Genomic DNA, 15187 nt, shown 5'->3' on the forward strand with positions numbered 1-15187 from the left:
TTTCATTATGAAAATTTCAATAGAAGTTATTATGAAACAAACGAACTGTTTCAATGCATGAGGGTTGTTACCAGGGCTCAATAAACGGTTTTTTACAATAATTAAGATAAAAATCAAGGATTTGAAAAGGGGAGGTGTAAACAGAAAAAGCGCGACAGTTATAAGGTTTTATCTCTTTTCGAAGCTGGAAACCCTGGTGATGTTGTGTGAATGTAAAAAATATTTTTCATTCGAGGTAACGGCCCGCCAGCGCAACTTAACGATTCAAAGGGTGAACTATGAAGATGAAAAAAGCGATTGTTGCTTCTGTTATTGCCTGCCTGCTGCCTGCGGCAGTGCTGGCGAAAGATATTCAGCTGGGCATATCAATGGCGCTGTTTGATGACAATTTTCTGACCATTTTGCGTACCGCCATGCAGAAAGAGATGGATAAAAATCAGGTGCAAGGCCAGATGGAAGATGCCAAAGGCGACGTGGCGCAGCAGCTGCAACAGGTGCAGAACTTTATTGGTCAGGGCGTTGACGCAATTATCGTGAATCCGGTCGATACCAACGCAGTAAAACCGATTATGGATCAGGCCAGTAAAGCAGGCATTCCGCTGATCTTTGTTAACCGGCGTCCTCAGGCGGCGCTGACTGACAAAATGGCCTATGTGGGATCGGATTCTGAACTGGCGGGCCGCCTGCAAATGGAAGCACTAGCGAAAGCGATGAATCAAAAAGGCAACGTCGCTATTTTAATGGGCGATCTGGCCAACGAAGCCACCCGCGACCGTACCAAAGGTGTTGAGGCGGTTGTGGCTAAATATCCGCAGATCAAAATCGTTCAGAAGCAAACTGCCAAATTTATGCGTAATGAGGCGGTGGATGTGGTCAGCAACTGGATGACCGCAGGCGATCAAATTGACGCTATCGCATCCAATAATGACGAAATGGCTATCGGCGCGCTGATGGCGTTGGGTAAAAGTAGCAAAGTGCTGATTGCCGGTGTGGACGGCACGCCGGATGCGCTGCAGCAGATCAAAAACGGCAGAATGGTTGCTACCGTTTTCCAGGATGCCAAAGGGCAGGGCGAAGGTGCCGTTCAGACAGCTATCAAGCTGGTGAATGGCGAAAAAGTTCAGAAAAGCGTGATGATTCCCTACCAGCTGATTACCAAAGAGAATTATCAACAGTTTGTCAGCCGTAACCAAAAATAACTCTTTCCGTTCGCCCGCCGCCCGTTATGCGGGCCGCTGGCAGGCGACCTGTCGTACGGAGGTAAAACATGACGGCTTATGCGCTGGAAGCTGAAGGCATCAGTAAATTTTTTCCAGGGGTGAAAGCGCTGGATAACGTCTCGCTGCGCGTCAGGCCCGGCACGGTACATGCGCTGATGGGAGAAAACGGCGCGGGGAAATCCACGCTGATGAAATGCCTGATTGGGATCTATCGTCCCGACCAGGGTGTTATCCGTATCAAAGGCGAGCCGGTGCAGTTTCAGGATACGCTGGATGCGCTACGTTCCGGTATCTCAATGATTCATCAGGAACTTAATTTGGTGCCATGGATGACGGTAGCCGAAAATATCTGGCTGGGACGTGAGCCGGTAAAGTTTGGCCTGGTGAATCATCGCCAGCTGAATCAGCAAACCGCGGAGCTACTAAGCAAGCTTAATATTCGTCTGCCGGCGGATCGCATGGTGGGAGAGTTAAGCATTGCCAGTCAGCAGATGGTGGAAATTGCCAAAGCGGTCTCGTGGAACGCCGATATTGTGATTATGGATGAGCCAACCTCGGCATTGACTGAAGGTGAAGTCGCGCATCTGTTTACCATCATTCGCGATCTGCGGGCGCAGGGAAAAGCAATTGTTTATATCAGCCATAAAATGGATGAAATCTTTGCCATCACCGATGAGGTCAGCGTATTTCGCGACGGCAGCTGGGTAGGCAGCGACCGGACCGACAGCTATACCCGCCAGTCATTGATCACCCAGATGGTGGGCCGCGAACTGACCCAGTTGTTCCCTAAATTCAACAACGCCATCGGCGAAGAGGTGCTAACGGTGCGCCATCTGTCGCGCCAGGATGCGTTTGAAGATGTCAGCTTTAGCGTACGGCGTGGTGAAATCCTTGGCGTTGCCGGGCTGGTGGGGGCCGGACGCAGCGAAGTAATGGAAACCCTGTTTGGCATGGCATCTGCCGACAGCGGGGAAGTATTGATTGACGGCGTGCCGGTCACCATCGACTCGCCCTCAACGGCGATCGAGAAGGGCATGGCGTTTCTGACTGAGGATCGTAAAAAATCCGGTCTGTTTCTGGTGTTGTCGGTGCTGGAGAATATGAGCATCGTAAATATGCCGGAATACAGCAGCAAAGGCGGCTTCGTCAGCCATGTGCAAATGGCGCAGGATTGTATGGAGCAGATCCGGCGGCTCAATATTAAAACTCCCACAATGGATCAGATCATCAATAACCTCAGCGGCGGCAATCAGCAGAAAGTGTTGATTGCACGCTGGCTGCTGGCGCAGCCAAAAATCCTGATTCTGGATGAGCCGACGCGCGGCATTGATGTCGGCGCGAAAGCAGAGATCTATCGATTGATCAGTGAGCTGGCCAACCGTGGCGTGGCGGTGATTATGGTGTCGTCAGAGCTGCCGGAGATCCTGGGCATGAGCGACCGGGTGATGGTGATGCACGAAGGGCGGATAACCGGCATCCTCGATAAAGAAGAGGCCGATCAGGAAACCATTATGTCGCTGGCATCCGAGTGAAGCGAGAGGAAGATTATGAGCAACGTGAAAATGAGTACTCAACAACCGCGCGCATCGCGTCAGCCGCTGTTCAGCCAGCTGCAGGGCAAGCTGCCAAAAGATACCGGCATTTTTATTGTGATGCTCGGCATCGCATTGATTTTTGAAGTGGCAGGCTGGTATGTGCGCGATCAATCTTTTTTGTTGAACACCAATCGTCTGGTGCTGATTGTACTGCAGGTGGCGATTATCGGCATTATTGCCGTTGGCGTAACGCAGGTGATCATCACCACCGGCATCGATCTCTCTTCCGGTTCGCTGATAGCGTTAACGGCGGTGGTGGCGGCCAGCCTGGCGCAAACCTCGGACAGTCTGTCGCCGATGTTTCCTTCGCTGGTTGACCTGCCTGCCGTGGTGCCGATTGTTGCCGGGATTGGGGTGGGTATCCTGTGCGGTTTGATTAACGGTGTACTGATAACCCGCACCGGTATTCCGCCTTTTATCGCCACGCTGGGCATGATGGTATCCGCCCGTGGGCTGGCGCAGTATTACACGCAGGGCAACCCTATCAGCTTTCTGTCTGATGGTTTTACCGCCATCGGTCAGGGCGCGATGCCGGTCGTGATCTTTCTGGTGGTGGCGGTGATATTTCACATTGCGCTGAAACATACGCGCTACGGCAAATATGTTTACGCTATCGGCGGCAATATGACCTCGGCGCGCGTTTCTGGAATTAACGTTAATAAGTATCTGGTGATCGTGTATACCATTGCCGGCGGGCTGGCCGGACTGGCGGGCGTTGTGCTGGCGGCACGCGTCAGTACCGGGCAGTCGAGCATGGGCATGTCTTATGAACTGGATGCTATCGCGGCGGCGGTAATTGGCGGCAGCAGCCTGATGGGCGGTGTTGGTCGCATTACCGGCACGCTGATCGGCGCGGTCATTCTCGGGCTGATTAAAAGCGGATTTACCTTTGTAGGCGTGGATGCCTATATACAGGATATTATTAAAGGCATCATTATTGTTGCTGCGGTCTCTATCGATATGCACCGTAATCGCAAAAAGCGGTAAGACGTTTTATTACAGATAATCTATTAACAGGGTAATGCTCATCGTAATTGTGCGAAATAATAGTGCGAGCTGATTTGAGTTTTTGACTTAATGAAGTTGATTTTCATAACGCATAAACTGATGATTGATCGCGTTTATAGTGGATTGTCAATAAGCCTATTAAGTTTGCGCTGCTATTATTTTCGTTGCATAAGTCAGGCAGGTGAATAATGAGCGTCGTTTCATTATTTTTCTGCCTGAATAGCGATAATGGTGGTGAGGAAATAATAGCGTTGCATTAATAAAAGAGAAGCAATATACAAAAACGATTGGTCAATGAAAAACAACAACAGAACACCAACGCCCCATGATGCTACCTTCCGTCAGTTTTTGTCACAGCCTGAAATTGCGCGTGATTTTATGGAGCTGCATCTTCCGCCTGCGTTGCGCGCCATTTGCAACCTCAGCACGTTGAAGCTGGAGTCAGGATCCTTTGTAGAAAGTGACCTGCGCCAGTATTTCAGTGACGTACTTTATAGCCTGCAAACCTCCGCAGGTGATGGCTACATTCATGTATTGATCGAGCACCAGTCGTCGCCGGATAAACATATGGCGTTTCGCCTGTTGCGTTACGCCGTAGCGGCGATGCAGCGCCATATCGAAGCGGGTCATAAAAAGCTACCGCTGGTGATACCGGTGCTTTTTTATGTTGGCAAACGCAGCCCTTATCCCTATTCAACACGCTGGCTGAATGAATTTGATAACCCTGACCTGGCTGGCAAGCTTTACAGCGGTGCTTTTCCGCTGGTGGATGTCACTGTGATCCCTGACGATGAAATCATGAAACATCGCAGCATGGCAGCACTCACATTATTGCAGAAGCATATTCATCAGCGTGATATTGCCACCCTGACAGATCGTCTGGTCACGCTACTGATGGCCGATTATCTTTCTTCACCGCAGGTAATGGTGCTGATACAATATTTAATACAGGCAGGTGAGTCTGCCGACTCCGAAGCTTTTGTTCGCGAACTGGCACTGCGTGTGCCGCAACACGGGGACGCACTTATGACCATCGCCCAACAGCTTGAACAGCAAGGTATTAAGAAAGGTATTGAGAAGGGTATCCAGCTCGGTCGACAGCAGGGCCGAAATGAAGGCAAATTAGAAGTTGCCCGCAGCCTGCTAAAAATGGGAATGCCTCGTGAGTCAGTGCGGGAGGCGACCGGTTTAACCGAGGATGACCTGGCCCAGCTTCACCATTAATTGCTTTCCTACTGTTTTATCGCCTGGCCGGGCCTTCACTAAATAAGCACCGGCCATGCAATATTCCGTTCAGACTTATTCCGCTATAGCGATTAAATCCTTCTCTGACTATCGCCATAGCTGGCGCGATGCGCCAGCTGCAGGTTTACAGACCTGCTCAGCGGTGCCAGAGCGGAAAGGCGCCAAACACCACTCCGCCCACCAACAGCGCCATACTTACCACAATCCCCCACTTAATTGAAAAGCGCTGATGGTCGCCAATATCCACCTTCGCCAGCCCAACCAGCAGATAAATTGATGGCACCAGCGGGCTGAGCAGATGGAAAGGTTGACCGATAATCGAAGCGCGTGCGATCTCCTCGGCACTGATACCGTAGCCTGCGGCGGTCTGGGCGATCACCGGCAGGATGCCAAAATAGAACGCATCGTTAGACATAAAGAAAGTAAACGGCAGGCTGATTACTGCGGTAAACACCGCCAGATAAGGGCCAAAGCTGTGAGGGATCACCGCCAGCAGGCTCTTCGCCATAGCGTCCACCATGCCAGTACCGGATAAAATTCCGGTAAACACCCCGGCAGCGAAAATCAACGCGGTCACTGCCAGCACATTAGCGGCGTGCGCACCGATGCGCTCTTTTTGCTGCTCCAGCGAGGGATAATTAAGCATCACCCCGATGGCGAATGCCAGCATAAACAGAATATGAATGGGCATCAGTCCCACGACCAGCAGCACCAGCAGCGTGGTGGTAAGGATAAAATTGGGCCAGAACATTTTAGGGCGTCGGTTAGCCTCACAATCCTCTGCATCGCCCAGCCCCAGGCTGATATTTTCCAGATGATGACTTTCCATCGTCATGATGCCCAGCCGCCGACGTTCGCGCAGACCGAACAGCACCGCCATTCCCACCAGGGTAAAACAGCCCAGCAGCATCGCCGGGATCATGGGAATAAAAATATCCAGCGCATCAATACGCAGCGCTGCTGCCGCGCGAGCGGTTGGACCGCCCCAGGGCGACAGGTTCATAATGCCGCTGGCCAGATTAATTAAACAGAGCATCGGCAGCACATTCATCCCCAACCGATGATACAGCGGCAGGAATGCCGCGACGGCAATCATATAGGTTGTGGAGCTGTCACCATCCAGCGAAACCAGCAGCGTCAGCACAGCCGTGCCAACCAGCACCTTTAATGGATCGCCGCGTACAATTTTTAAAATCAGCCGCACCAGCGGATCAAATAGTCCGGCATCAATCATCAAACCAAAATAGAGGATGGAAAAAGTTAGCATCACGCCGGTAGGGGCCAGCGTTTTGACGCCGTTAAGCATCATTTCGCCCAGTCCGTGCCAGAAACCGCCTACCAGCGCAAAAAAAGTAGGAACAATAATCAGCGCAATCAGCGCCGACATTCGCCTGGTCATGATCAGATACATGAAGCAGATCACCATCGAAAAACCCAGCACAGTCAGCAAAATACTTTCCTTCTAAAAATTAAGGAGACAGCAGGCGTACTACCGCTTATCTCTGGTGGTGAGAGGTTATAGTATGACGTCACGTTATCTATCTTTTACAAAGGGCACATAAAAGTTAATGAAGTGATAATTTCATTTGGGATAACCTGCTGTTTTTACGATTTTTTTGTGAATTAAGGTAATAACAAAAATTTTACATTTGCCATAAGTGAAAAGGGGAACAGTGACAGAGTTCATGTTTCGACCGGTATGAAAGCAGGTTTTTGTGATGAAGATCGAAAGAGTAGCGGCGCAGCGCTTATAAAAAGTTTCTCTTATCGCCTGCACAGTACAAACGCAGCCGCTGCACGCTTCTGGTGCGACAGACCATTAACCTGCCGGGCTGGCGACATAAATTTAGCCGTTTAACTCGTTTGGGGTAATCAGATTCTCTTATTTTATCGTGGGTTAGCGATGCCGCATTTTGACCGCGATGAAAACTGGCCTGCATATTGCAATCCATGGCTTACAGCCGCGATGCGCGCCTGAGCTGGTAACAACATTCGGTAACCCCGACGGAGGCAACATGAACTTAAGACGGCTTAAATACTTCGTAAAAATTGTCGATATTGGCAGTCTGACTCAGGCGGCGGAAGTGCTGCATATTGCGCAGCCTGCGTTGAGTCAGCAGGTGGCCACGCTGGAAAATGAACTGGACCAACAGCTGTTGATCCGTACCAAACGTGGCGTAACGCCCACCGAGGCCGGAAAAATTCTGTATGCCCATGCGCGAACCATTTTACGTCAGTGTGAACAGGCGCAAATGGCAGTGATCAATGCCGGACAAACGCTGAACGGTCAGGTCTCTATCGGTCTTGCGCCGGGCACCGCTGCTTCTTCGCTAACCATGCCGCTGCTGCAAACGGTGCGTGAAGAGTATCCGGAAATCCTGGTTTACCTGCATGAAAACAGCGGCTCTTCGCTTCATGAAAAAGTGATAAACGGACAGCTCGATATGGCGGTATTATATGACCGCACGCCGCTGGCGGGCATTACCAGCACGCCGCTGATGAAAGAAGAGCTTTATTTGGTAGGGGCCTGCGATGCGCCTGGCGGCATGGTGGATCTGGCTCAGGTAGCGCAGATGAACCTCTTTTTGCCGCGTGATTACAGCGCGGTGCGTAAACGGGTCGATGAAGCTTTTTCATTACGACGCCTCAGCGCGCGTATCATTGGTGAAATTGAATCGCTTGCCACCCTGAGCGCCGCCGTTTCCAGCGGTATGGGCGCAACGGTGCTGCCGGAGTCGGCGGCACGGGCCCTGGTTAGCGCGACTAACGGCTGGATGGCGCGTATTAATTCACCTTCGCTTAATCTACCGCTATCGCTCAATATCTCTTCGCGTCTGCCGCTATCGCCTTCCGCTCAGGCGGTGAAAAATATCCTGCTGACTCTGCTGAACAAGCCCGTTGCGGAAGAGCGTGAGCTGATGCTGGTGGGTTAGATCATCTTTGATCACGGACAGGCTGGTTAATCATTACTGGTCGTCCGCCTTTATCTCATAAATGCATAATAATCCGTTTTTTATTATTTGTAGCTATCAATAAGCCTGCTTAACATTAAGGCAGCATTGAACGCCAGATAAGGAGAAACGGTTTGAACTTTCAACAGCTTAAAATTATCCGTGAAGCCGCACGCTGTGAGTTTAACCTGACGGAGGTGGCGAATACGCTTTTTACCTCACAGTCTGGCGTCAGCCGCCATATACGCGATTTAGAAGATGAATTGGGTGTAGATATCTTTATCCGTCGCGGCAAACGGCTGCTGGGCATGACCGAGCCGGGCAAAGCGCTGCTGGCTATCGCTGAGCGCATTCTCGATGAAGCGAGTCGGGTACGACGGCTGGCGGATCTCTTTACCAACGAAACCAGCGGTGTCCTGACCATAGCCACTACCCATACACAGGCGCGCTACAGCCTGCCAAAAGTGATCAAAGCTTTTCGCGCGCTCTGGCCGCAGGTGCGGCTGGAGCTGAATCAGGGATCGCCGCAGGAAATAGTAGCGATGGTTGCTGCTGGCGAAGCGGACATCGGTATCGCCAGCGAGCAGCTGGTTAATCAGTCGGCGCTGGCGGCCTTTCCGTGGTTTAGCTGGCATCATGCGCTGCTGGTGCCAAAAGGACATGAGCTGGGGCAGGAGCAGGAGCTTACTCTGGCGGCGCTCAGCCGCTATCCCCTGATTACCTATCGGCAGGGGATTACCGGACGCTCGCGTGTCGATCGCGCCTTTCAGGCTGCGGGGCTGAAACCGGACATTATCCTCAGCGCGCAAGACTCCGACGTCGTGAAAACTTATGTTGATCTGGGGCTTGGCGTAGGGATCCTTGCCGATCAGGCATGCCAGCTGGATACGCAATCAGCGCTGACGCGGCTTGATGCGCGCCATCTCTTTGAGGCCAGCACCGTGTGGCTGGCGCTAAAGCGCGGGCAACTGCAGCGCAATTATGTCTGGCAGTTTCTTGAGTTATGCAGCGCCAACCTGTCGCTGGAGGAGATGAAACGTCAGGCGCTTAGCGTTCAGGAAGAGGAGCCAGCGATCGACTTTCAGATTTAATCTCTTTGTCCCGTGTATTGCAGATCGTAAAAGCAGCGGCTAATGTCGCTATTTTTGCAGGGGCGAGGATGATTAAGTTACGGGCAATGACGCCGCACGATCTGGACGACTGTGTGGCGCTCACGCAGGAAGTTAAGTGGCCACATCGTCTTGCCGACTGGCAACTAATGCTGCAACTGGGCGAAGGCGTAATAGCGGAACAGCAGGGGCGTGTGGTCGGCAGCACGCTGTTCTGGCGCTGGGGCGCGGAGCGCGCCTCGTTGGGCGTGATCATTGTCGCAGGTCAGCTGCGCGGTCAGGGCATCGGTAAGGCGCTGTTACACTATACGTTGCAGCAGCTGGAGGGCTGGCAGCTGCATCTGCACGCTACCGCCGCCGGCGCGCCTCTCTATCGTCAGATGGGATTTGTCGCCTCGGGCGACGTGATTCAGTATCAAACGTCAGCGTTGACGCCGCCGCCCGCCAGCGGGCTGGTACAGATGGCGCGGCAGAGCGATCTTCCGGCGCTGGCGCAGCTTGACTGGCAGGCAAACGGCTTTCAGCGGCTACCGTTGCTACAGCAGCTATTCCAGAGCGGTGCCAGCATCACGCTGCTGCGTCAGCAAACGGTGCCGCTGGGCTTTGCTGTTACCCGCCGTTTCGGGCATGGCTATGTGATCGGCCCGGTCATCGCACCTGACAGGCAAATGGCGCAACAGCTGATTATTGAAGCGATGCAGCCACTGGCTGGCGCTTTTGTGCGTATTGACAGCCGTCGCGAGGCAGGACTGGGCTCGTGGCTACAAACCCTTGGTTTACAACCGGTAGATAATCCGTTGCGCATGGTGCGCGGCAGCGAGTGGCAGCCGCAGGGGATGACGGCCTGGAGTTTGATGAGTCAGGCGATGGGCTAAACGCGGCGGTTGTGTTTTGAACAGGTCAGCTATGCTTAAAGTCTGTGTAATCTGAGAGGGAGAAACAGACAATGGCAATGAAGACCAGCGATTTTTTTGTAGCGCGCCTGAAGGCATGGGGCGTTACGCGAATTTACGGTTACCCCGGCGATGGCATTAATGGGGTGCTGGGCGCGATTCAGCGAGTAAATAAAGCGGGCGCCGGCATTGAGTTTATTCAGGTACGCCATGAAGAGATGGCGGCATTTATGGCTGCAGGCCATGCCAAATTTACCGGCGAACTGGGCGTTTGCCTCTCTACCGGCGGCCCTGGCGCCACGCATCTGCTGACCGGTCTGTATGATGCAAAAATGGACCACGCGCCGGTGCTGGCGATTTCCGGCCAGGCGGAAACCACCTCTCGCGGCTCCAACTATCAACAGGAGCTGAATCTCGATCGCGTGTTTTCTGACGTTGCTAATTTTGTGCAGGAGGCGGCGGCCCCGGCGCAGGTGCGCCATCTGGTCGATCGTGGCGTGCGTATTGCGAAAGCGCAAAACGGCGTGGCGGTGCTGATTTTGCCGAAAGACCTACAGGACGAGCCGTGGCAGGAGCCGCAGCATGCGCACGGCTTTACCCATTCCGGCCCAGGCTATCAACGACCAAAAGTGGTGCCTTATGAGGATGATTTGCAACGTGCTGCAGAAATCCTCAACGCCGGTAAAAAAGTTGCGATTCTGATTGGTTCCGGCGCACGCGGCGCGGCCGTAGAGGTGGTGCAGGCGGCGAATGTGCTGGGTGCGGGCGTGGCGAAAGCGCTGCTGGGCAAAGATGTGTTGCCGGATGACGCGCCGTTTGTGACCGGCTCTATCGGCCTGTTGGGCACCAAACCCTCTTCAGAGATGATGAAAAACTGCGACACGCTATTAATGATCGGCAGCGGCTTTCCGTGGACAGAGTTTTTGCCAGAAGAGGGCAAAGCGCGAGCGGTACAGATTGATATCGATCCTTCAATGCTTGGCCTGCGCTATCCCTGCGAGGTGAATCTGCATGGCGATGCGGCGGAAACGTTACGTGCGCTGCTGCCGCTGCTGCAACATAAAGCAGACCGCAGCTGGCAGGAGAATATCGCCCGTCAGGTACAGGAGTGGTGGCAGGTGATGGAAGAGAGGGCAATGGCACCCGCGAAACCCGTTAACCCGCAGCGCGTGGTATGGGAAATGTCGCCTCTGCTGCCTGACGATGCCATTGTTACCTCAGATTCCGGCTCCTGTGCCAACTGGTTCGCTCGCGATTATCGGGTCAAACAGGGACAGCGCGCCACGCTTTCCGGCGGCCTGGCCTGCATGGGCGCGGCGGTGCCGTATGCGATTGCCGCCAAGTTTGCTTTTCCGCATCAGCCGGTGGTGGCGCTGGTGGGCGACGGCGCGATGCAGATGAATAATATGGCGGAGCTTATCACTATCCAGAAATACTGGCAGGGCTGGGGCGATGCACGGCTGATTGTCTGCGTGTTTAATAACCAGGATCTTAATCAGGTGACCTGGGAGCAGCGGGTGATGGAAGGCAATCCACGCTTTGAGGCCAGCCAGGATATTCCCAATGTGCACTACGCTGCCTTTGCTGAGATGCTCGGCCTGAAGGGCATTTTTGTCGACGACCCGGAAAAGCTCAGTGCCGCCTGGCAGGAAGCGCTAAGCAGCGACCGACCGGTAGTGCTGGAAGTGAAGACCGATCCGGAAGTAGCGCCGCTGCCACCGCATATTACCTTTAAACAGGCGAAAGCCTTTATGACCTCAATGTTAAAGGGCGATCGCGGCGCTGCGCAGGTGATTGGCGATACCGCCAGCCAGTTGCTGAACGAAGTGTTGCCCACTAAAAAGAGATAACCTGAGCGGCGTGGCAAGGCGTTTGTAAAACCGCCGCTCCTGGCTTATGTTTACGAAAAATCAAAGGTTAACCTCTCTTCAACGGGCGAGGCTGTCAGGAACATATCCGTGAGTTAACGGAGTTTCCTGCTTCGCCCGATCGCACATAAGGAAAACAGCATGACAACTGAAACGCGCCCGGTGTGGTTTATTACCGGCTGCTCTACCGGTTTTGGCCGTGAGCTGGCGAAGCAGGCGATTGAACGTGGATTTAACGTGGTGGTTACCGCCCGCGATGTGCAAAAAGTTGCGGACCTGGTGCCGGGTAAAGAACAGCAGACGTTGGCGCTGGCGCTTGATGTCACCGACAGCGCCAATATTGATGGTGCGGTTAAGGCAACGCTGGAGAAGTTTGGCACCATTGATGTGCTGGTAAATAATGCAGGTTATGGCTATCAGTCATCGGTTGAAGAGGGCGTTGAAGAAGAGATCCGCGCGCAGTTTGATGCTAACGTTTTTGGTCTGTTCGCCATGACGCGTGCGGTGCTCCCGGCTATGCGCAAGGCGCGGCGCGGGCATATTATTAATATTACCTCGGTGGCGGGCCTGATTGGTTTTCCTGGCTCCGGCTACTATGCCGCCAGCAAGCATGCGGTAGAAGGCTGGTCCGATGCGCTGGCGGTTGAGGGTGAGCCGCTGGGCATCAAGGTTACCTGCGTTGAGCCGGGGCCATTCCGCACCGACTGGGCGGGGCGCTCATTGCATCAGACAGAAAACCGTATCGATGATTATGCGGAAACCGCTGGTGCGCGCATGAAAAATACCGCAGGCTACAGTGGCCAACAGCCGGGCGATCCGGCGCGCGCCGCCGCCGTAATGATGGCGATTACTGAAAATGCTCATCCGCCGCGCCATCTGGTGATGGGAGCGTTTGGCTTTGAGGCGGTCACTAATAAACTCCGTGAGCGGCTGGCGCAGATTGAAGCGTGGCGAGAAACCTCACTTGGCACCGACTTCCCGGCGTAAAGCCCAGCTCAGCCACAGCATAGCGGAACAAGCCGCCTCGCCCTGAAACTATTGTCAGCGGTTTAAGGGTGAGGCATTTATCCTGCTTTACGCTTTTCCAGCATCAGAGCAATTTGTTCAGACGGCACAGCCTGGCTAAACAGATAGCCCTGTAGCTGGTTGCAGCCCGCCTCAGCCAGTGCCAGCATCTGCCCGTTTGTTTCTACGCCTTCTGCCGTAACCGTCAGGCCCATGGCATGACCAAGTCGGACGACAGATTCAATAATCGCCGTTGAGTTCTCCGCCACGCCCAGCGACTGGGTAAAGGAGCGGTCAATTTTGATTTTATCCACCGGGAAATTGCTTAAGTAGTTCAGGCTGGAGTAGCCGGTGCCGAAATCATCCAGCGCGATGCGGAAGCCGGCCTCACGCAGGGCAATGATAATGGCGCGAGCCTCTGGCTCATTATCAATCAGTACGCCCTCGGTAATCTCCAGTTCAAGAGCGCGGGGATTAGCGCCTTCCATCTGCACGATATCTTTAACACGCTGTACAAACCCGGCGGCGCGAAACTGCAGCGGCGAGACATTAACGGCGATTGTCAGCGTTGGCCAGCGTAGAGAAACCCGGCACGCTTCGCGCAGCACCCATTCGCCGATTTGTAAAATTAATCCGGTTTCTTCGGCAATAGGAATAAACTCTGACGGCGCGATAAACCCGCGCTGCGCGTGCTTCCAGCGCAGCAAGGCTTCAAATCCTAAAATTCGTTCGCCCTTCACGTCCATTAAGGGCTGGTACCAGACCTCCAGCCCCTGTTTCTGCTGCAGCGCATGACGCAGATCGGCTGCAATCTGCTGACGTGTTTGTACCGATTCGTCCATGGCACGCGCGAAATGGCGATACTGCGCACGCCCCTCGTTTTTCGCCTCGTACAGCGCAATATCTGCTTTGCGCATCAGCTCCTGACGATCCAGCCCGTCCTGCGGTGCGACCGTGATGCCGATACTGACGCCAATCCAGGCTTCACTGCCCAGCAGTTTATAAGGCTTCGCCAGCGCATCGAGAATTTCCTGACACAGCACATCAATTGCGCTGAGATCCTGAATATCCTCCATCACAATAACGAACTCATCGCCGCCTATGCGTCCAACGGTATCATTGTCGCGCAATAGCGCAGCAAGGCGATGTGAAACCTCAATGATTAAATCGTCACCGGCATGGTGGCCATAGGTGTCGTTGATATTTTTAAAGCGGTCGAGATCCAGCAGCAGCAGCGCCGCCTGGCTGCGGTTACGCGTCGCACGCGCCAGTGCCTGCGTCAGCCGATCGTCAATCAGCGCGCGGTTGGGGAGGCCGGTAAGCACATCATGAAATGCCAGATGCTGCGCCTGGGCTTCGCTGGCGCCCAGACGTAATATCGACTGAGCCAGACCCAGCTGCATGCGCCAAAGGCGATACATCATCACAATACAAACCACAGTGGTAACCAGCAGTAACGCGCCGATCAACGGCATCAACATTTTTACTATCTCACTGCCCGGTTGTTCTGGTCGCCAGGCAAAATAGCCAGCGGAAAAGCCGAGACGCGAGGTAAGCTGAAAGCGTGCCTGATCGGCAGGCGCGGGGCGATCGCCAATATAGTGCAAACCATCAATCAGGCTGCGCTGGGCCAGCGCATTGAGAAAACCATCGTCAAGATATTTAATGCTAATAATCCTGAAGCCACTGTTATTCCCTTCCGTACTAATATTACTGATGGCTACCAGTGCCGCCCGCTCACCAATTTTCACATAGTCAACCAAATCCTGAATGCCCAGTTCATGCTGGCGTGCCAGCCAGGGTGACAGCGCAGGTTCAAATTTGCTCCAGTAGGAGGCCTCACTGCGCTTTCCGTTTTGCCAGCCATACGGTGCCTGATCCTGCGGATCAAGAACAAAGATGTCCTGATGCCCAAACATCTCATATAGCCAGATGCCGATATTATCGTCCAGCCAGAGCGTATCCTTACCGGGCTGCTGCAGATACTGGACCAGAGGCAGCCAGTTGCTCAGGCTGTGTAACTGGCGTAAATGTTCGGTCATGCTCTGAGAAAACGCGGTTTTAACGATATTTTCCTGCTGTACCAGCGCCTCGTGGTTATTGTGTTTTGCCGTCCATACCAGGCTGAAGCTGGCTGCGCACCAGGTAATGAACAAGACCGCTGCTAATGGCAAAACCACTTCACGAATAAACTCGCGTCGAAAAGTGTCTGGTAGTTGATCTTTATTAAACATTTTTCCACTCATGCCACTGTTCTCTGATAGTTAATTGTGACAGATAAAATAGATTTTGC

The 15187-nt window shown here is 53.5% G+C and carries 11 protein-coding genes; 9 read left to right on the forward strand and 2 right to left on the reverse strand.

From position 1 onward, the window contains the following. Positions 1–278 precede the first annotated feature (278 nt). The 4 genes from ACQE32_RS02870 to ACQE32_RS02885 all read left to right on the forward strand — a co-directional run bounded on the left by ACQE32_RS02870 (position 279) and on the right by ACQE32_RS02885 (position 5047). Complete coding sequence (locus ACQE32_RS02870) at positions 279–1199, forward strand: sugar ABC transporter substrate-binding protein (RefSeq protein WP_426972087.1); 921 nt, start codon at positions 279–281, stop codon at positions 1197–1199. A 68-nt stretch (positions 1200–1267) separates the two neighbouring features. Beyond that, positions 1268–2752 carry a sugar ABC transporter ATP-binding protein gene (locus ACQE32_RS02875; RefSeq protein ID WP_427021318.1) on the forward strand — a complete coding sequence of 495 codons (1485 nt, stop codon included), beginning with the start codon at positions 1268–1270 and terminating at the stop codon, positions 2750–2752. A 30-nt stretch (positions 2753–2782) separates the two neighbouring features. After that, the gene (locus ACQE32_RS02880; protein WP_427021742.1) at positions 2783–3802 is read left to right on the forward strand and encodes an ABC transporter permease; all 1020 of its coding nucleotides are present in this window, start codon (positions 2783–2785) and stop codon (positions 3800–3802) included. Positions 3803–4117: 315 nt separating this feature from the next. Beyond that, complete coding sequence (locus ACQE32_RS02885; RefSeq protein WP_426972090.1) at positions 4118–5047, forward strand: Rpn family recombination-promoting nuclease/putative transposase; 930 nt, start codon at positions 4118–4120, stop codon at positions 5045–5047. Positions 5048–5204: 157 nt separating this feature from the next. Here ACQE32_RS02885 and ACQE32_RS02890 read toward each other — a convergent pair whose 3' ends face one another. After that, entirely contained in the window at positions 5205–6518 is a 1314-nt protein-coding gene (locus tag ACQE32_RS02890) for a CitMHS family transporter (RefSeq protein WP_427021319.1), read from the reverse strand. A 565-nt stretch (positions 6519–7083) separates the two neighbouring features. On the opposite strand from ACQE32_RS02890, the gene nac reads away from it, so the two are divergent. The 5 genes from nac to ACQE32_RS02915 all read left to right on the forward strand — a co-directional run bounded on the left by nac (position 7084) and on the right by ACQE32_RS02915 (position 12876). Next, positions 7084–8001, forward strand: coding sequence for a nitrogen assimilation transcriptional regulator NAC (gene nac / locus ACQE32_RS02895; RefSeq protein ID WP_427021320.1), 918 nt, complete (start codon positions 7084–7086; stop codon positions 7999–8001). Between the two features lie 152 nt (positions 8002–8153). Further along, on the forward strand, positions 8154–9110 hold the full coding sequence (gene cbl, locus ACQE32_RS02900; RefSeq protein ID WP_427021321.1) for an HTH-type transcriptional regulator Cbl: 957 nt from the start codon (positions 8154–8156) through the stop codon (positions 9108–9110). Positions 9111–9178: 68 nt separating this feature from the next. Beyond that, the gene (locus ACQE32_RS02905) at positions 9179–10003 is read left to right on the forward strand and encodes a GNAT family N-acetyltransferase (protein ID WP_426972094.1); all 825 of its coding nucleotides are present in this window, start codon (positions 9179–9181) and stop codon (positions 10001–10003) included. A gap of 71 nt (positions 10004–10074) precedes the next feature. Continuing rightward, on the forward strand, positions 10075–11871 hold the full coding sequence (locus ACQE32_RS02910) for a thiamine pyrophosphate-requiring protein (RefSeq protein WP_427021322.1): 1797 nt from the start codon (positions 10075–10077) through the stop codon (positions 11869–11871). 159 nt (positions 11872–12030) lie between these two features. Further along, on the forward strand, positions 12031–12876 hold the full coding sequence (locus ACQE32_RS02915; protein WP_426980831.1) for an oxidoreductase: 846 nt from the start codon (positions 12031–12033) through the stop codon (positions 12874–12876). A 77-nt stretch (positions 12877–12953) separates the two neighbouring features. Here the strand turns inward: ACQE32_RS02915 and ACQE32_RS02920 are convergent, their stop codons facing one another. Then, positions 12954–15128: a bifunctional diguanylate cyclase/phosphodiesterase gene (locus tag ACQE32_RS02920; protein WP_426980832.1), complete on the reverse strand. Its 2175-nt coding sequence runs from the start codon at positions 15126–15128 to the stop codon at positions 12954–12956. Positions 15129–15187: the final 59 nt, after the last annotated feature.

This window comes from Pantoea sp. FN0302 (assembly GCF_050113775.1).
In the GTDB taxonomy this organism is placed as follows: domain Bacteria; phylum Pseudomonadota; class Gammaproteobacteria; order Enterobacterales; family Enterobacteriaceae; genus Mixta; species Mixta alhagi.

Coding starts and splice junctions, on each gene's coding strand:
- ACQE32_RS02885 (WP_426972090.1), top strand. CDS start 4,118: ATGAAAAACAACAACAGAACACCAACGCCCCATGATGCTACCTTCCGT.
- ACQE32_RS02880 (WP_427021742.1), top strand. CDS start 2,783: ATGAGTACTCAACAACCGCGCGCATCGCGTCAGCCGCTGTTCAGCCAG.
- ACQE32_RS02910 (WP_427021322.1), top strand. CDS start 10,075: ATGGCAATGAAGACCAGCGATTTTTTTGTAGCGCGCCTGAAGGCATGG.
- ACQE32_RS02915 (WP_426980831.1), top strand. CDS start 12,031: ATGACAACTGAAACGCGCCCGGTGTGGTTTATTACCGGCTGCTCTACC.
- nac (WP_427021320.1), top strand. CDS start 7,084: ATGAACTTAAGACGGCTTAAATACTTCGTAAAAATTGTCGATATTGGC.
- ACQE32_RS02905 (WP_426972094.1), top strand. CDS start 9,179: ATGATTAAGTTACGGGCAATGACGCCGCACGATCTGGACGACTGTGTG.
- ACQE32_RS02875 (WP_427021318.1), top strand. CDS start 1,268: ATGACGGCTTATGCGCTGGAAGCTGAAGGCATCAGTAAATTTTTTCCA.
- ACQE32_RS02870 (WP_426972087.1), top strand. CDS start 279: ATGAAGATGAAAAAAGCGATTGTTGCTTCTGTTATTGCCTGCCTGCTG.
- ACQE32_RS02920 (WP_426980832.1), bottom strand. CDS start 15,128: ATGTTTAATAAAGATCAACTACCAGACACTTTTCGACGCGAGTTTATT.